Raw genomic sequence first — 16,503 nt, forward strand, 5'->3', positions numbered from 1 at the left:
TCAGCACTCTGTTCTCCGCCCGGTATCGTTTCTGCGCAGGTTTTCCATACGAGCCGCGAAGCGAAGAGCCATGATGGAAGCGTTGGAGGAAAATGCGGAATCCCGCCTTGCCTTGTTCGACTTCGCCTTTCGCCATGCGCCCATCGGCATGGCGCTTGTGGATACGCAGGGTCGTATCGTGCGGGGGAACAAGGCGTTCTCCCGGATGATCGGCATCTCGCCCGAGAATCTCAACGGCGTCGCGTTCGCAGATTTCACCCATCCCGACGATCTTGAAGCCGATGTGCGCCTTTTCAACGAAGTCCTGGCGCGGCGGCGAGACGGCTACACGATCGAAAAGCGTTACATTCGCCCGGATAAGGCGCCGCTTCATGTTCGAATTCACGTCGCCGCCATGCGGGATGGCGAAGGAGAGGTTGTTCGGTTCATCACGCAGGTGGAAGACATTACCCAGGCGAAGGATGCGGAGCGGCAGCTTGCCGAACGTGCGGCACAGCTGGAACTGGCACTGGAAGCCGTCAGAGGCGGGTTCTGGCAGCTCGATATTCCCGCCCGAACCTTTGAAACATCCGATCGTCTTGCGCACTACATCGACGGCCCGGATGCCGCGCGGCTCGACCTCGAGGCGTATCTCGGCAAGATCAGTCGTCTGGATATGGCCGCCGCTGACCTCACGCCCTTGATCGAGGGTACGATCGACCAGAACGTTGCCGAATACAGGTTGAACACCATTGCCGGAGAGCGGTGGATGCGTTGTGATCGTCGCCTGTTGCGGGACGCGGATGGCCGGCCGCTGAAGATCGTGGGTATGGCGATCGATTTTACCGAGGAGCATCGCCAGATCGAGCGCCTGCAGCGCAATTCGCAGACGGATAGCCTGACCGGGCTGTTGAACCGGCGTGGCCTTGAGGCGCGCTTCCCGCAGATGGGCTCTTCATCCGGCTATGCCGTTCTGGTGATCGACCTTGATGGGTTCAAGCAGGTGAACGACCGCTACGGCCATGCAGCCGGCGACACCGTCCTTCAAGAAGCCGCCAACCGGTTGATGTCGTGCGTCCGGGGCGATGATCTCGTAAGTCGGGTGGGCGGGGACGAGTTCGTCGTCGTCATCGCCGGCGACAGGGAAACGGGCGTCACCGTCGCCAACCGCATGGTCGGCACGATGCGCGCACCGTTCTCGTTGCGCGACCCTGGCACAGACGCGGATGTCCTGGTCGATGTGCGCGCAAGCATCGGTGGCGTATGGGCTGTGGTCAACAGTGAACTCGACGGCATGATCGCGCATGCGGATACGTTCCTGTACCGCGTGAAAGCCTCGGGGAAAGACGGGGTCGGCTTCGACCGTCAAGCCTTCCCGTTACGGACCATCCGCGACGAGAGCGCCGTGCGTCACGATTGACGCGGCGCTCTCTAAGACCGGTCGGATCAATCACAACCCCGGTCAAGCCAGAACGGGCAGTGTTCCCACGATGCGAAGCGCCAGACCCTCATAGGGTTCGAGGTTGATCGTCAGCGCTCCGTCTTCCTGAAGGTCGCCTTCGATCGTTTCGCCGATCATGTCGACCACCGGGCCGGGCGTGACGTTTGGCAGCACGATCACCTCTTCCAGCGCCGTGTCGCCAAAGTTCAGCGCGGTCACCTGCGTGCCGCGCCCGTCGGGCAGCTCGTGCACCATCACGAGAAGTCCCAGTGCCGTCGTATCGGGGATCAACACTTGCCGGCTGGCGGCAAAGCCATAGGCTTCCCGGACGGCAAGGAGCCGCTTCAGCTGGCTGGCAAAGGAGTCCGGTTGCGTCAGCTGCTCCGTCACCGGGCCGTAGAGTGCGCGGGCGCGTGGAATGCCCTCGGCGGATTGCGCGGCATCCGACTGACCCGTGAGGTCGTAGGCGCCGCGCTCGATCCACCGGGTATCGCCGTCTCCCATCAGATGCTGCACGTCATCGGGGCTGACCGGCAGGGCGCCGACCAGATCCCAGCCGGACAAAGCGAAGATGCCGGGCTGGAACGCGTTGTACATGACGAGCAGCAGATGGATCTTGCGGATGAGCTTCACCGTATCGTCGTCGATCGTGTCGAGATCGGCGATGTTGAGGGCAGCCGTGATCACGCTGGCAGTGGTGCAGGCGATACCGTTCGTGACGAAGGGCAGGTTGTAGGGGGCGTTCGCGCCGGATAGCCGCTCGCGGATCACGTCGCGCAGGTGCATGCGCAACGTCCGGCCCTGCCAGGTCTGGCCGCTGAAACTGTAGATGTCATCCGCATGCAGCGTCCAGAAATGCACAAGCTCCGTCGTCAGCTCGTCATGGTTCTGGAGGGCGTGGATAAGGGATGCGGGATCGATGCCGAACTCGTGCACGGTGCGCAGCATCATGCGCAGCCACTCGGTATTCCCGGTCAGGAGCGCATGGTGATAGGCCGGGCGGGTGATAAAGTCATAGGATAGATCGGCACCGCCCTTCGACATCGCGGCGATATCGTCCACCGTCAGGTTGAGCTCCTGGAACGAGAAGCCACCCGCCTTGCGCACCATCCCGGCCAGCAGGGCGTTGCCCGTCAGCGATAGCGGATGGCTCTCTGACCAGGCGGGGCCGTCCAGCCGGCGCTCGACGCCGAGGAAGCCGTTGGCATCCAGACGGAGACCGCGGGCGCCGAGCTGGTCGATGGAGTGCAGGGCGTCGCCGATGATCATCTGCTGGGCCGCAAAGGTCGGGTCGAGCCAGTTGAGGCTCGGCTGCCCCTCCTTGAAATAATGGAGGTAGACCCAGCGGCGCAGCTTGCCGTCCACGCCTTCCACCGGCGCCGTCGCGCTCCAGTCGGTTTCCTTCACGCCCGGCTCGAAGAAGATGACGCGCTGGAGTTGGCCGACGATGAAGCCCTTTTCCTTGAGGTAATCGACCGCTTCCGTGCCCAGGTTCACGGCGTCGCGCCCCTCTGCCACCTCGGGCAGATGCGACCATTCCTCCTCGGGGATCTCCACCATGTGGTAGAGGCCGGGATAGGAGCCAACCTTCATCTCGGCGAGCCGGAAGTCCGCGCCCTTGCCGGTGTGGGAGGGGATGACGTCATCGATGACGATCGCGTTGAAGGCGGCAGCCATGCGGCTGATGGCCACGAACTCTTCCGTCGTGCCGAAGGCCGGGTCGATGTCGAAGCCGATGCGGTCGAAGTTGCCGTCGATGGTCGGCGTGTAGGCGCCATCCTTCAGGCCACCCGATCTTTTCGTGGGGCCGACATGGATACCGCGCACGCCGATGGAAGAGAGGGCCGACCAGAGCTGGGGGTCGCCCAGCGTCTTCAGCACCGAGTCTCCTTCCCGCGTGATGACGGAAGGCGGGTAGGCGGTGAACCAGACCGAGGCGAAGGCGGAGGCCGAGCGTGGGCGCGGCTCGGCATAAGGCCTTTGCCAGAACCTCCCTTGTCCACCGTAATTCTCGGCAAACTGTCGCGCCTGATGCAGCATGGAGGAGGATACGAGGTTCTCGATATCGTCTTTGATAGGTAATGTCATCTCAGCTTCTGATCCCGCGCCTGTGCATGGCCGTGCCTTTGGTCCATGCTGATCGATGTAGGCGTCGCGCGGCGAAAGGAAACGGCAAGGTCGAACTTCAGTCGACGGTCTGGCGCCGGAATAGGATGACGATGATGCCACGAGCTGACAGGCTCGGAATCGCCAGACGCCGGCGCAGCAAGGTTCTGATGCCTCGATCGCGACCGGCGTGGCAAGTTTGTCGGCGGCCGCTTGCAGGTGAAGCGGCCGCCTTGAAGATTAGTTTGCCGGCGGTGTTGCAGGTGCCGGAGCCGGCGTGGTGGTGGCCGGCGGTGTCGTTGTCGGTGCGGGAGCAGGGGTCGAAGCTGCCGGCGGCGTGACGGGCGGTGCCGGAGCCGGCTCAGGCGTGCGCAGGACGCTCCAGAGAACGATGACGACGATGACAGCGACGACGGCTGCGATAATGGTGTTGCGGTTCAATTTTGCCTCCTTGGTTAGCTATACTAACCTATCCGCGAAAGCAGAATTGTCCAAGCTTTTCATGAAAGAAGCAGAATACGGCAGCATTTCCGCCGAAGCGCTGCCCGACAATCGAGCGGTGCGGGCGCTGCTTGCCTATTTTGCGAGGAACGCCAGCGCCCGTGCGACGAAGGCTTCGTGATACTGGAAGATGCCGCCATGCCCGGCATCGTCATAGATCACGAGGTCCGCATTGGGGATGCGTCTGGCGAGATCTTTCGAGTTGACCGTGGGCACCATCTTATCCTGATCGCCATTGGCGACGAGCACGGGCTGGCGGATTGCAGAGAGATCCTGTGGCCTCTGCAGGCCCCATGCCTTGATCGCCTTCAGCTGGCGAAGGAACGCGCCTAAGGCAATCGGCTTGTCCCGATCCGCCTTGCGCTCCTTCAGCCGGTCGAGAAAAGCGCTCGCCGCTCTGCGGCCGTTCGCGGTCGAGGTGAAGAAGAGATAGTACTTCGGATCGCGAAAGGTCAGCATCCCCTTCAGTATCGGGATCCGCGAGACGGCGCCCACCTTGCTGATACCCTCTCCGCCCGCGGGGCCGGTGCCGGTGAGGATGAGCTTGCGGACGAGATGCGGCGCCTTCAGGGCGACGTCCTGTGCGACGAACCCGCCGAGCGAAAAGCCGAGAATATCGACGGTACCGAGACCCAGCGCGCGGATGAAGGCAATGGCATCCTCCGCCATTTCGCCAATCGTCAGCGGCGCCTTGCCACCGGAGGCCCCGACACCGCGATAGTTATAGGCAATCACGGTGCGCGTTGCGGCGAGGCCATCGACGATGCGAGGGTCGAAATTGTCCAACGTTGCGCCCCAGTGATTGAGCATGACCAAGGGAACATCCGCGCCACCGCCAAGCTGCCGGTAGACGAAGGTGGTGCCTGCGATATCGACGCTTTTCGTCGGCGCGTCTTTCCACGAGATTTTGCTGATGTGCAACGTGCGGGCTTCGGTCATGTGCGTCTTCTCGGTTCCTGATCGGTGGCAGCTGCGCGGCAGCGGGGATAGTCCTGATGCTTGCGACGCCTTAAATATGATGATCGTCATCATTGATATCTTTGTATTACGACCATAATCTTTTTGTCAATCGGCACGCGTCAATATTCGAGACGATGGCTGCCGACGACGACGCCCTTGTCTTGATCCGGTAAATCTGACAAAAACCGTCAGCTTAGCGTGGCATTCGATGGCATCGCGGGTTTGTCGATCTGCAAGCCGATGAACGGGTTTCAAGCAAGCGGGCATTTCATCATGAGCTTCTGGCATACGATGTCGTGGAAGACGGACGGGATTACCGTTTCGGCTCCGGTGCAGTGGCGGCAGCTGGATGGCATGGTGACGGTGCTCTGGGAGGCGGAAAGCCAGGCCGGGGCGAGCGGCTATTATCTGGCGGACGATCCGCGCATCATGTTCTTCTTCAACGACGTTTCGCCGAACGTGCGCATTTCCAACCGCAGCGATGATTTTACCCGCAACGCGCGCGCTATGCCGCGTGCCGTCTATGTGCCGGCAGGCATGCCGATGTGGACGACGAGCCGGAGCGCGCACCGCTTCAGCCATCTCAATCTTCATCTGCACAAGGACCGGATTCTTCGCTACCTCGCGCCGTCGGTCGGCAGTTCCTGCGCGCAGGCGGCGCTTCGTCGTCCGGCCGAACTTCACGATATCGCCGGTATCGACGCGCTCGCGCGGCTGCTTGCAACCGAGATCCGGTCTCCGACCAAACATGCCGTCTACGCCGAGAGCCTCGTCGGCAGCATCGTGGCGGGGCTGCTCGATATTCCGGCTGAAGCCGACCAGAGGGCTGGAGGCCGCCTGACGCAGGCGCAGATGAACAAACTGCTCGTGCATGTGGACAAGGTCGGCGGCTATCGCATGTCGGTTGCCGACATGGCCGCAACCGTCGGCCTCTCGGAAAGCTGGTTCTCAAGCGTCTTCAAGAAAACGACCGGCCAGACGCCGCTGCAATGGCAGCTCTGCAAGCGCATCGAACAGGCCAAGCAGATGCTCGGCAAGGGCGACCTGCCGGTGGCCAGCATTGCGGCGCAACTTGGCTTCTCCGACCAGGCGCACCTGACCAAAGTGTTCCGGCAGGTGGAGGGCGAGACGCCGGCTGCGTGGCGGCGTCTGCAACAGTTTCGGGCCTTGTAACGCCCGCCTCACGCTGGGCGGGCAGGCGGCGGCGTCCGAGCTGTTAGGTCACCACGTCTGGCGAAGCGTCGCCATCAGCTTTCGGCCCGGATTGTAGTAGACGGCGCCCGAATCCGTGCTCGCGATGTGCTTCTCGTCGAACACATTGTTGACGTTCAGCTGGAACGTCGTGTTCTCCTGGACTTTGTAGGTGTAGGCCACGTCGAACACGACGGCACTTTCCGACGACGCCGTATTGCCGATGTCGGTATAGTAAGAGTCGAGGTAGCGTGCACCGACGCCGAAGGTCATGTCGCCGCGCGCGCCTTGTCCCGCCAGCGTGTAAGTGCCCCAGATCGAGGCGAGGTGCTTGGGAACCCGCATCAGCCGGTTGCCGTCATTGTCGCCGCCGGGTTCGTCGATCTTGGAGTCGATGTAGCTATAGGCCGCGATGATATCGATCTGATCCGTGACTTCCGCCTTAGCCTCCAGTTCGAAGCCGCGATGCCGCACCTTTTCCACCGTCTGCGGCAGGTAGGTCACCTGATCGTAGACGGTGATGTTGCCCTTGGTCAGGTCGTAGACGGATGCGGTGATGAGCGCGGGGAAGGCTTCGGGCCGGTACTTGATGCCGAGCTCGTACTGCTTGCCGGTCGTCGGGTCCGCGCCGGAGGCGGGCGGTGCCGCGGATTCCGCATAGCTGATGTAGGGCGCCAGTTCCTCGGTGATCTTGTAGCTCGCACCGATGCGCTTGGTGAATTCGCTATGGTTGCCCGAAGCCGTGGAGCCGGCGAGGAGATCCGTTTCGCTGAGATCCAGCCAGTCGTTGCGCAGGCCGACGCTGACAGTCAGCTTGTCGAAGAAGGTCAGGTCCTGCTGCAGATAGACGGCGGCCGTCTTCTGGTCGTTGTTGACGCTGGAATAAGGAGAGAGGCTGCCTGGGCCGCCGGAATAGATCGGGTTCTCCCAGTCGATCGATGGCGCCGATGTGTAGAAATTGTCTGTGTCGGACTCGAATTTGTTATACTCGGTGCCGAACAGCGTCCGGCTCTCGACGGTGTCGGTGCGGGTCTCGTAGACGAGGTTCGCATCGATGATGAACTGCTCGGACGACTTGTCACTGCCGAAGAAGTAGCGGCTCGCTGTGGTCGAGCCGTCCGTCGGCGTTCCCCCGATATAGGCGCTGCCGAACCCGTCGTTCAGGTTGCTGTAGCGTGCGTTGGAACCGAAGCTCAGGCCGTTGCCGAAGTCATGGTCGAACATGACGCTATAGCTGTTGCGGTTCGTTTCGCTGAAATAATAGTCCGGCTCGCCGAAGAACGTGTCCCGGTCGAAATCCGTCCCCAGCGGATGGCCGCCGCTGCCGGGAACGCCGTCCTTGTCGAGATGATCGAAGACGACGGTCAGGTTCGTGGCCGCATCCGGGCGCCAGGTCAGGCCGCCCATGATGAAGTTCTCGTCGTCCTGGGAATAGTCGTATTCGGCATCGGCGCGCTGGAACTTGCCCGTGAGGCGGTAGGACAGCGTGTCGTCGCCGGTCAGGTTGTCGCCGAAGTCGAAGCCGAGTTCCTTGTGCGCGAACGAGCCGCCGGTGCCGTAGACCTCGCCGAAACGCTCCCGCTTTGGTGTCTTGGTCACGTAGTTGACCGATCCGCCCGGCTCGGCCGCGCCGAAGCCGGAGGAGCTGGCACCTTTGAGCACCTCGATCCGCTCATAGGCGTAAGGCTCCTCGCGCGTGCCGGCAAAGGTCCGGCCGATCGCCAGCCCGTCGCGATAGGTGTAGGGCGTGAAGCCGCGAATGTCGAAATAGTCGTAGCGATCGTCCGAGCCGTAGAAATCGGTAACCACGCCGGCCGTGTACTGCACCACCTGCTCGACGGTATCGGCGCCGCGCTGCTCGATCTCCTTCGAGGTAATGACGGAGACCGAGGCCGGTGCCTTCAGGATGTTTGTCGGCAGCTTGCCGGTGGCGGTCGTTTCGGTCGCGACGATGGATTGCGAATCATTGTCCGTGTTGAGCACGGTTCCGCTCGACCCGCCCTGGACGACAATGGTTTCGAGCGCCGTCGCGCCGCTCGCCGCATCCTGGGCAGACGCAATCGCCGGCGACAGGGCGACCAGTGCGGTGCAGCCGAGAAGGATGGCGCTCCGGCGGGAAAGCGGCGCGAGCCTCCGGTGGGTGCGTGTTCTATCGATGTCCATGTGCAGTATCCAGATTGACGTGACGCGAGGGCGGCCGGCAGGGCCGGTCGGTATTTCCGAGTGGGTTCGCACCGCGCGTCAGCGTGATATCTCGGCGTCCAGGTCGCTCGACTGCGTGTTCGTCCCCGCCTTCCTATAACTGGAGGCATTTTATCGAGTATTGTCGAATCCACCGGTTTTGTAGAATCCGATGGCTAACTATCCCCACTTTCCGGGGTGGTGTTGCTTTACCGTTGACGCCACGGGGTGAAGCTGAGAGTTGAGGTCAACTTATGTCCGTTGAAGGGATCGGGAGATGAGATTTTTCCGCTTCGCCACGCAGATCGTCATGGCTGTCTGGCTGCTCGCGCAGGGTCATGCGCTGGCTGCCGAGGGCGACGCCTATCCAATCACCATCCAGCATGCGTTCGGCACGACGATCATCGAGAAGAAGCCGGAGCGCGTGGCGGCCGTCGCCTGGGCGAACCATGAAGTGCCGCTTGCGCTTGGCATCGTCCCCGTCGGCATGGCGGGCGCCAATTTCGGAGACGACGACAATGACGGGATCCTTCCCTGGGTAAAGGCGCGCCTGGACGAACTGGGTGGCGAGACGCCGGTGCTCTTCGACGAAGGCGACGGGATCGACTTCGAAGCGGTCGCGGCGACCCGTCCGGATGTGATCCTTGCGGCTTACTCCGGCATCAGCCAGGCGGACTACGACACGTTGAGCCAGATCGCGCCCGTCGTCGCTTATCCCCAGGCGCCTTGGTCCACCGACTGGCGCGAGACGATCCGGCTGGACAGCGCCGGGCTCGGCATGGCGAAGGAGGGCGAGGCGCTGATCGCCGGAATCGAGGCCGACATCGCCGGCACGCTCGCCGGGCATCCGGAATTGAAGGGTAAATCGGCGATGTTCATAACGCATCTCAGCGCGTCGGACCTCAGCATCATCAATTTCTACACGACCAATGACACGCGGGTGAAGTTCTTCGGCGATCTCGGGCTGGCCTCGCCGAAAAGCGTTCTTCAGGCCTCGCAGCCGGGGAAATATTCCGGGTCCGTCAGCGCCGAGCAGATCGATGCGTTCGACGATGTCGATATTCTCGTGACCTATGGCGATCAGGCGCTGTTCGATTCGCTGAAGGCCAATCCACTGACACGGCACATGCCGGCGGTTGCGAACGGAGCGCTCGTTATGCTCGGCAACGATCCTGTGGGCAACGCCGCGAACCCGACGCCGCTCTCGATCCGCTGGGTGCTGAAGGACTACGTCGCCCGGCTCAGCGAGGCGGCTAAGGCAGGGAAATGACGGCGGCCTCCATCAAAATTCCCGTGCGCGTCCACGGCATCGTCGCCCGCTCCAGCCGGACCCGCGGCCTCTGGCTTCTCGTGCTCGTCGCCGTGCTCGCGCTGCTCTCGGCCCTGTCGGTCACCATCGGCACGCGCGATGTCGCCTGGGCCGAAATCATGGCGGCGCTGGGCGGCGGGCAGGAGACGATCGGGCAGGCGGCGGTCGCGCTTCGCATGCCCCGCACGCTGCTCGCCGTGCTTTCGGGTGCCGCACTCGGGCTTGCCGGCGCGATCATGCAGGGCGTTACGCGCAATCCGCTTGCCGATCCCGGCATTCTCGGCGTCAATATGGGGGCGTCGCTTGCCGTGGTCATCGGCGTCGCCTGGTTCGGGATAACGTCGGCGCATGCCTATATCTGGACGGCGATCCTCGGTGCGGGCGGGGCTGCGGTCTTCGTCTATACGATCGGATCGCTCGGCCGGGGCGGGGCGACGCCGCTGAAGCTGGCGCTGGCGGGTGCCGCCACCTCCGTCGCCTTCGCCTCTCTGGTCATCGCGATTGTTCTGCCCCGTGGCGATATCGCAGGCGGCATCCATGCCTGGCAGATCGGCGGCGTCGGTGGCGCGACCTATGATCGCGTCGTTCCCGTGCTGCCGTTTCTGGGCGTCGGCTTTGCCATCAGCCTGTTGTCGGCCCGCAAGCTGAATTCGCTGGCTCTTGGCGACGATGTGGCTGCAGGCCTCGGCGAGCATGTGGCGACGGCCCGCGCCGTGGCCTCGCTCGGCGCGATCCTGCTGTGCGGCGCGACCACGGCCGTCTGCGGGCCCATCGGTTTTCTCGGTCTTGTGGTGCCGCACCTCTGCCGAACGCTGATCGGCGTCGATCACCGTTGGCTGCTGCCGTTTTCGGCCCTCGGCGGCGCGGCCTTGCTGCTTGGCGCCGATATTCTCGGGCGCATCGTCGCCCGGCCGGGCGAGATCGATGTCGGCATCATCACCGCGCTGATCGGTGCGCCGTTCTTCATCTGGATCGTGCGGCGGCAGCGGGTGCGCGAATTGTGAATATGTCGTCTCCGACCATCGATCTCCTTGCCGTCAACCGCCGGCGCAAGGCGCGCCGCCATTCGATCGCGCTTGCGCTTTTGCTCGCGCTGGTCGTCGTCCTCTTCGGCTTCACCCTCTCGGTCGGGCAGAGCGTCATCGCGCCCCTGGATGTCCTGCGGGTGCTCTCGGGCGAGCCCATTCCCGGTACGTCCTTCACCGTCGGGCAATTGCGCCTGCCGCGCGCCGTGCTCTCGATTCTTTCCGGCCTCTGCTTCGGCCTTGGGGGTGTCGCCTTTCAGGTCATGCTGCGCAATCCGCTGGCGAGCCCCGACATTATCGGCATCACGTCGGGCGCGGGTGCGGCGGCCGTGTTCGCCATCGTCGTTCTCCAGATGTCGGGGCCGATGGTGTCGCTTCTGGCGGTCGGCGCCGGGCTTGGGGTTGCCGTGCTGGTCTACGGCTTGTCGTTCCGCAACGGCGTCGGCGGCACGCGCCTGATCTTGGTCGGCATCGGCGTCTCCGCCATGTTGCAAAGCGTCATCGCCTACATCCTCTCCACCGCACCGTCCTGGAGCCTGCAGGAGGCGATGCGCTGGCTGACGGGCAGCGTCAACGGCGCCCAACTGCAACAGGCGCTGCCGCTTCTTCTCGCACTCGCCGTCTTCGGCGGAGTCCTTCTCAGCCGCACCCGTGATCTCGAAGCGCTCAGGCTCGGCGACGACACTGCGTCGGCCCTCGGCGTCCGCGTCTCGCAAACCCGCATGCTGGTCATCGTCTCCGCTGTCGGCATGATCGCGGCGGCGACCGCCGTCACCGGGCCGATCGCCTTCGTCGCTTTCCTCGCAGGGCCGATCGCGGCGCGCATCGTGCGGTCGAACGGATCGCTCCTCCTGCCGGCAGCCCTTGTCGGGGCGATCCTCGTGCTCCTTGGGGACTATGTCGGGCAGGTGCTGCTTCCCAGCCGCTACCCCGTCGGCGTCATCACCGGAGCGCTTGGCGCGCCCTACCTCATTTTCCTGATCGTCCGCGTCAACCGGACCGGAGGTTCGCTGTGACCGATCATTCCCTCGTCGCGACCGAGCTTTCCGCAGGCTATGACGGCAAGGAGATCCTGAAGGGGCTGGACCTGACGATCCCCTCAGGCCGGATCACCGTGATCGTCGGTGCCAATGCCTGTGGAAAGTCCACCTTCCTGCGCACCCTGTCGAGGCTGCTCACCCCGACGAAGGGGCATGTCTTGCTCGACGGCACGTCGATCCACCGTACCCCGGCGCGTCAGCTTGCCCGGACGCTCGGCCTCCTGCCGCAGGCGCCGATCGCGCCGGAGGGCATCACCGTTGCCGATCTCGTCAGCCGCGGCCGCCATCCCCACAAGAGCCTGTTCTCCCGCTGGACGCGCAAGGATGACGAGGCCGTGGACGGCGCGCTTGCCGCAACGAAAACGTTCGATCTTGCCGAGAGGCCCGTCGACGAGCTTTCCGGCGGCCAGCGCCAGCGCGTCTGGATCGCCATGGCGCTTGCCCAGGAAACCGAAATCCTGCTGCTGGACGAACCCACGACTTTCCTCGACATCAACCACCAGATCGAGGTGCTTGATCTGCTCACCGACCTCAACCGCGAGCGCGGCACGACGGTGGTGATGGTGCTGCACGATCTCAACCTCGCGGCACGCTATGCCGATGATCTGGTGGCGATGGCCGGGGGAAAGATCCACGCCTTCGGCACCCCGGAAGAGGTGCTGACCGAAGACATGGTCCGTGAGGTCTTCGGCCTGGAAAGCCGCATCATCGAAGATCCCCTGTCCGGGCGCCCGATGATGCTGCCGATCGGACGTCACAGGATGGCTGGCATCGGCGCGAGCCTTTAGGGCATCGCGGCGATGCGTGATATCCTTCACGCTCAGTCGTTGATCTCCGGCCATAACGGATGCTAGGCCGCATAAGACCCAGCATCTTGATGGAGAGAGCCCATGACCACCACGGATTACACGGCATTCGTCGCTGCGCTGGCCGGAGAGGGTCAACCGATGGCGGCGTATGCGGCGCTGGAGGCGCTGACGCAGGCGCTGGTCGGGGTGAAGCTCTTCACCATCATGACGAGCGACACGACGACCCGCGTGGCCGAGCGGGTCTATTCCAACATGCCGGAGCAATACCCCGTCTCCGGCACGAAGCCCTATAACGAGACGCACTGGTCCGACATCACCCTCACGCAGCAGAAGACCTTCGTGGCAAATACGATCGAGGAGATCGCAGAGGTGTTCGGCGATTACGAACTCATCGATTCCCTCGGCTGCCAGTCGGTGATCAATGTGCCGATCGTCGTCGGGGGAACCGTGATCGGCACCATCAACTGCTTGCACGAGGCGGGTTTCTACACGCCCGAACGCGTTGCGGCAGCCGAGGCGCTGAAGCTGCCCGGTGCCGTTTGCATGCTGCTGGCCGCAGGCGGCAGCGACGATAGCGAGAACGTCGCCGTCGTCTGAGGCGGGTGCGGCCCTGATCTTCGCTCAGGTTTCCGGCTGCTGGATCGATTGCAGCAGCGTTTCGCGCGCCGAGCGCAGGTGCTGCCGGCAGGCGTGCTCGACCGCCGCGGGGTCGCGGGTTTTCAGCGCCGCGATGTAATCCAGATGCTCTTCCACCGCCCGCGCATTGCGCTGGCGGTCGTTCGCCTTGTTCCACTGGTAGTGATAGTGGAAGACGATGGTGATGATGTCGTAGAAGTCGATGATGAAGCGATTGCTCGACGACCGATGCACCAGAAGGTGGAAGCGCTCGTCCAATTCCGAAAAATCGCGATACCGCGAGTCGATATTCGCCAGCATCTCGCGATGCAGCGCCTCCATCTCATCGAGATCCCGCCAGGCCGGGTGATCCCCAGGCAAAGCCGCAAAACCGGCGGCGGAGCGAAGCTCGAACATCTCGCGGATTTCAGTGAGCTCCAACGCGAAGTCGCGGGTAAAGCCTTTCAGCACCCAATGGCTGTTCGGCCGCTTTTCGATCAGCCCGAAACGGCTGAAGCGGATGAGGAATTCGCGCACGCTGGTCGTGCCCGTGCCGATGTCCCGGGCAAGCTCCAGCTCGTTGATCTGCATGCCGGGCTCGGCACCGCCGGCCAGGATCCGCCGCATGAAGTTCCGCTCGATGATCTCCGCGAGCGAGCTGGTCTCTTCCGCCGGAAAAAAATCGGTCGGCTGCGGCGCGCGCAGCATGGCCTTGGTGCGCTTGTCCCAGGAGATGATCTCCAGCTCTTTCAGGCGCGCGAGGATGGCCCGCACGGTCGTGCGGCTGACGCCCAGCGACGTGCCGAGTTCAAGCTCCGAAGGAAGCGCCTCTGCCGCCGCGATGAGGGTCAGACACCGGTTGAAAGCGTCCTTGAAGACCGTGTTCTGTTTTGCCATTTTTATTCCCGGTGCGGTGGGCAGGCGTGTCCTCGCCTGTCGTCGCCCTGTCCTTAAGCGCGCATAATACAAGTTGACGGAAAACTGTCTATTGTAGATAAAATAACAAACGGCAGATCTGAGGGGCGCACATGCTGCTTACCAAAACGGTGCGGTTTCGATCCGAAGAGCAGACAGTCAGACGGAAGATGATGCGATGAAGACGCGTAAGATCGGCACGACAGACCTCTCCGTCACGGAATACAGCTTCGGCACCGCGCCGCTGGGCGGCATGTACCGAACCTGCCCGCGCGATGCGGCGATGGAGACGCTGGAAGCCGCCTGGGATTCCGGCATGCGGTTTTTCGATACCGCACCGTGGTACGGCTTTGGCCTAGCCGAGCGGCGGGTCGGCGATTTCCTGCGCGACAAGCCGTCCGACAGCTATGTTCTGTCCACCAAGGTCGGCCGGCTGTTGCGTCCCGTTGCCGATGACAAGGTTCCCGATTTCGGCTTCGTCGATCCGCTGCCCTTCGAGACGGATTATGACTACTCCTATGACGGCATCATGCGTTCGGTGGAGTTCAGCTACGCCCGCACCGGCCTCAACCGGCTCGACATCCTGTTCGTCCACGATATCGGCGTCTACACCCATGGCGCCGAGCGCAACGCGGTCTACCTCAAGCAATTGCTCGACAGCGGCCTCAAGGCGCTGGATGCGCTGAAATCGAGCGGTGCCATCGCCGCCTATGGTCTCGGGGTCAACGAGGTTCCCGTCTGCCTCGACGTGATGCGCGAAGCCGATCTCGACTGCATTCTGCTGGCCGGACGCTACACGTTGCTCGACCGGACGGCGGTTTCGGAACTGCTGCCTCTCTGTGCTGAGAAAAACACCTCGCTCGTCGTGGGCGGCGTCTTCAATTCGGGCATCCTCGCGACGGGTGCGGTCGATGGCGCGCATTTCGATTACGGTCCGGCTTCGCCGGAGGTTGTTGAAAAGGTCGGCGCCATGGAAAAGATCGCGGCGTCGCAGGGCGTGCCGATCGCGGCGCCGGCCATGCAGTTTCCGCTGCAGAACCCGCTGGTTGCCTCCGTGCTTCTCGGCACGGCCAAGCCTTCCAGCCTGACGCGCAACATGGCGCTGGAAGCACACCGGCTGCAGCCTGAGGACTTCGCACCCTACGAGGCCCATACGCTCGTCGCGCCACCTTTGGGGACGGACGCCGTCCGCGTTTGACGGGCGATCGACGGAGCCGGGGAGGGCTCCGTTTGCTGTGAGGATGCCGGTTGCAACTTGATCGGTCTTGGGTTAGCGTCCGACCACAATATGTTTTTTATAGATAAAGATCGTATCGCCGCGTCTTCGGTACGGTTGGAGGAGAACGGAACAAGACGTTGTTGGAGGAGAACAACACCATGACACTGCTGAACCATATTCTGTCGCGTCGCGCTTTTGCGCGTCGATCGCTGGCAAGCGTTGCCGGCGCGGCCGTCATCGCCACGATGATGCCGATGGGCGCCTTTGCCCAGGACGTTACCATTCCGATCATCGTCAAGGATACGACCTCGTTCTACTGGCAGATCGTTCTCGCCGGTGCGCGTGCGGCCGGCAAGGACCTCGGCGTCAACGTGCCGGAACTCGGCGCACAGGCCGAGACCGACGTGAACGGCCAGATCAGCATTCTGGAAAATGCGGTTGCCGGCAGCCCCGCCGCCATCGTCATTTCGCCGACGGAGTTCAAGGCGCTCGGCAAGCCGGTCGATGAAGCCGCCAAGGCGGTTCCGATCATCGGCATTGATTCCGGCGCCGATTCCAAGGCCTTCAGTTCGTTCCTGACCACCGACAACGTTCAGGGCGGTCGGATTGCGGCCGATGGCCTCGCTGCGGCCATCAAGGAAGCGACCGGCAAGGATGAGGGCGAGATCGCCATCATCACCAACACCCCCGGCGCCGGCTCGCTGGAGCAGCGCAAGGAAGGCTTCCTCGACCAGATCAAGTCCAAATATCCGGGCCTGAAGGTCGTTGCCGACAAGTACGCCGATGGTCAGGCCTCGACCGGCCTCAACATCATGACCGACCTGATCACCGCCAATCCGAACCTTGTCGGCGTCTTCGCCTCCAACCTGATCATGGCACAGGGTGTGGGCCAGGCCATTGCCGAGAACAAGCTGGGCGAGAAGGTGAAGGTCATTGGTTTCGACAGCGACGAGAAGACGGTCGGCTTCCTGAAGGAAGGCGTTCTTGCCGGTCTCGTGGTGCAGGACCCGTACCGCATGGGCTATGACGGCATCAAGACCGCGCTTGCCGTCTCCAAGAAGGAGAAGGTCGAGGCCACCGTCGATACCGGCGCGAACCTCGTCACCAAGGCCAACATGGCCGATCCGAAGATCGACGCGCTTCTGAATCCGAAGATCAACTGACGATAAAGGACGGCGGGGCTTTTCAAGAGCAGACCCTGCCGTCCATCGA

14 protein-coding genes are annotated in these 16,503 nt (G+C 63.1%); 9 read left to right on the top strand and 5 right to left on the bottom strand.

What is annotated here, in order from left to right:
- Nucleotides 1-70: 70 nt before the first annotated feature.
- On the top strand, nt 71-1,399 hold the full coding sequence (locus C8J33_RS18165; protein ID WP_165929838.1) for a diguanylate cyclase: 1,329 nt from the start codon (nt 71-73) through the stop codon (nt 1,397-1,399).
- Between the two features lie 42 nt (nt 1,400-1,441).
- Here the strand turns inward: C8J33_RS18165 and treS are convergent, their stop codons facing one another.
- The 3 genes from treS to C8J33_RS18180 form a co-directional block, all read right to left on the bottom strand.
- A complete protein-coding gene (gene treS, locus C8J33_RS18170) occupies nt 1,442-3,508 on the bottom strand; it encodes a maltose alpha-D-glucosyltransferase (protein ID WP_110801547.1) in 2,067 nt (688 codons plus the stop codon).
- A 258-nt stretch (nt 3,509-3,766) separates the two neighbouring features.
- Complete coding sequence (locus C8J33_RS18175) at nt 3,767-3,967, bottom strand: hypothetical protein (protein ID WP_092936495.1); 201 nt, start codon at nt 3,965-3,967, stop codon at nt 3,767-3,769.
- Nucleotides 3,968-4,102: 135 nt separating this feature from the next.
- Nucleotides 4,103-4,966 carry an alpha/beta fold hydrolase gene (locus C8J33_RS18180; protein ID WP_110801548.1) on the bottom strand — a complete coding sequence of 288 codons (864 nt, stop codon included), beginning with the start codon at nt 4,964-4,966 and terminating at the stop codon, nt 4,103-4,105.
- A gap of 294 nt (nt 4,967-5,260) precedes the next feature.
- Here C8J33_RS18180 and C8J33_RS18185 point away from each other — a divergent pair, with 294 nt between their 5' ends.
- Nucleotides 5,261-6,160, top strand: coding sequence for a helix-turn-helix domain-containing protein (locus C8J33_RS18185; RefSeq protein ID WP_110801724.1), 900 nt, complete (start codon nt 5,261-5,263; stop codon nt 6,158-6,160).
- A gap of 48 nt (nt 6,161-6,208) precedes the next feature.
- On the opposite strand, the gene C8J33_RS18190 is transcribed toward C8J33_RS18185, so the two are convergent.
- Nucleotides 6,209-8,341 carry a TonB-dependent siderophore receptor gene (locus C8J33_RS18190; RefSeq protein WP_165929839.1) on the bottom strand — a complete coding sequence of 711 codons (2,133 nt, stop codon included), beginning with the start codon at nt 8,339-8,341 and terminating at the stop codon, nt 6,209-6,211.
- Between the two features lie 295 nt (nt 8,342-8,636).
- Between C8J33_RS18190 and C8J33_RS18195 the strand changes: the two genes are divergently transcribed.
- The 5 genes from C8J33_RS18195 (at nt 8,637) to C8J33_RS18215 (ending at nt 13,139) form a co-directional block, all read left to right on the top strand.
- Nucleotides 8,637-9,629, top strand: coding sequence for an iron-siderophore ABC transporter substrate-binding protein (locus C8J33_RS18195; RefSeq protein WP_132665004.1), 993 nt, complete (start codon nt 8,637-8,639; stop codon nt 9,627-9,629).
- Nucleotides 9,626-10,672 carry a FecCD family ABC transporter permease gene (locus tag C8J33_RS18200; RefSeq protein WP_110801550.1) on the top strand — a complete coding sequence of 349 codons (1,047 nt, stop codon included), beginning with the start codon at nt 9,626-9,628 and terminating at the stop codon, nt 10,670-10,672. Before C8J33_RS18195 ends, C8J33_RS18200 begins: the two co-directional genes overlap by 4 nt.
- A gap of 2 nt (nt 10,673-10,674) precedes the next feature.
- The gene (locus C8J33_RS18205) at nt 10,675-11,709 is read left to right on the top strand and encodes a FecCD family ABC transporter permease (RefSeq protein WP_281517467.1); all 1,035 of its coding nucleotides are present in this window, start codon (nt 10,675-10,677) and stop codon (nt 11,707-11,709) included.
- Nucleotides 11,706-12,521 carry an ABC transporter ATP-binding protein gene (locus C8J33_RS18210; protein WP_110801552.1) on the top strand — a complete coding sequence of 272 codons (816 nt, stop codon included), beginning with the start codon at nt 11,706-11,708 and terminating at the stop codon, nt 12,519-12,521. Before C8J33_RS18205 ends, C8J33_RS18210 begins: the two co-directional genes overlap by 4 nt.
- Nucleotides 12,522-12,623: 102 nt before the next feature.
- On the top strand, nt 12,624-13,139 hold the full coding sequence (locus tag C8J33_RS18215; protein ID WP_207901501.1) for a GAF domain-containing protein: 516 nt from the start codon (nt 12,624-12,626) through the stop codon (nt 13,137-13,139).
- A 24-nt stretch (nt 13,140-13,163) separates the two neighbouring features.
- On the opposite strand, the gene C8J33_RS18220 is transcribed toward C8J33_RS18215, so the two are convergent.
- Nucleotides 13,164-14,054 carry a GntR family transcriptional regulator gene (locus C8J33_RS18220; protein WP_110801553.1) on the bottom strand — a complete coding sequence of 297 codons (891 nt, stop codon included), beginning with the start codon at nt 14,052-14,054 and terminating at the stop codon, nt 13,164-13,166.
- Nucleotides 14,055-14,250: 196 nt separating this feature from the next.
- On the opposite strand from C8J33_RS18220, the gene C8J33_RS18225 reads away from it, so the two are divergent.
- Together C8J33_RS18225 and C8J33_RS18230 are read left to right on the top strand one after the other, a co-directional pair.
- Nucleotides 14,251-15,270, top strand: a complete 1,020-nt coding sequence (locus tag C8J33_RS18225; protein ID WP_110801554.1) for an aldo/keto reductase — start codon at nt 14,251-14,253, stop codon at nt 15,268-15,270.
- Nucleotides 15,271-15,449: 179 nt separating this feature from the next.
- Nucleotides 15,450-16,454, top strand: a complete 1,005-nt coding sequence (locus C8J33_RS18230; RefSeq protein ID WP_110737295.1) for an ABC transporter substrate-binding protein — start codon at nt 15,450-15,452, stop codon at nt 16,452-16,454.
- Nucleotides 16,455-16,503: the final 49 nt, after the last annotated feature.

The sequence above is a fragment of the Rhizobium sp. PP-CC-3G-465 genome, from assembly GCF_004343445.1.
Lineage (GTDB): Bacteria > Pseudomonadota > Alphaproteobacteria > Rhizobiales > Rhizobiaceae > Ferranicluibacter > Ferranicluibacter rubi.

Bases quoted from the DNA above. Each gene is read 5' to 3' on its own strand.
- C8J33_RS18165 (WP_165929838.1), top strand. From the start codon at position 71: ATGATGGAAGCGTTGGAGGAAAATGCGGAATCCCGCCTTGCCTTGTTC.
- treS (WP_110801547.1), bottom strand. From the start codon at position 3,508: ATGACATTACCTATCAAAGACGATATCGAGAACCTCGTATCCTCCTCC.
- C8J33_RS18180 (WP_110801548.1), bottom strand. From the start codon at position 4,966: ATGACCGAAGCCCGCACGTTGCACATCAGCAAAATCTCGTGGAAAGAC.
- C8J33_RS18185 (WP_110801724.1), top strand. From the start codon at position 5,261: ATGAGCTTCTGGCATACGATGTCGTGGAAGACGGACGGGATTACCGTT.
- C8J33_RS18190 (WP_165929839.1), bottom strand. From the start codon at position 8,341: ATGGACATCGATAGAACACGCACCCACCGGAGGCTCGCGCCGCTTTCC.
- C8J33_RS18195 (WP_132665004.1), top strand. From the start codon at position 8,637: ATGAGATTTTTCCGCTTCGCCACGCAGATCGTCATGGCTGTCTGGCTG.
- C8J33_RS18200 (WP_110801550.1), top strand. From the start codon at position 9,626: ATGACGGCGGCCTCCATCAAAATTCCCGTGCGCGTCCACGGCATCGTC.
- C8J33_RS18205 (WP_281517467.1), top strand. From the start codon at position 10,675: ATGTCGTCTCCGACCATCGATCTCCTTGCCGTCAACCGCCGGCGCAAG.
- C8J33_RS18215 (WP_207901501.1), top strand. From the start codon at position 12,624: ATGACCACCACGGATTACACGGCATTCGTCGCTGCGCTGGCCGGAGAG.
- C8J33_RS18220 (WP_110801553.1), bottom strand. From the start codon at position 14,054: ATGGCAAAACAGAACACGGTCTTCAAGGACGCTTTCAACCGGTGTCTG.
- C8J33_RS18225 (WP_110801554.1), top strand. From the start codon at position 14,251: ATGAAGACGCGTAAGATCGGCACGACAGACCTCTCCGTCACGGAATAC.
- C8J33_RS18230 (WP_110737295.1), top strand. From the start codon at position 15,450: ATGACACTGCTGAACCATATTCTGTCGCGTCGCGCTTTTGCGCGTCGA.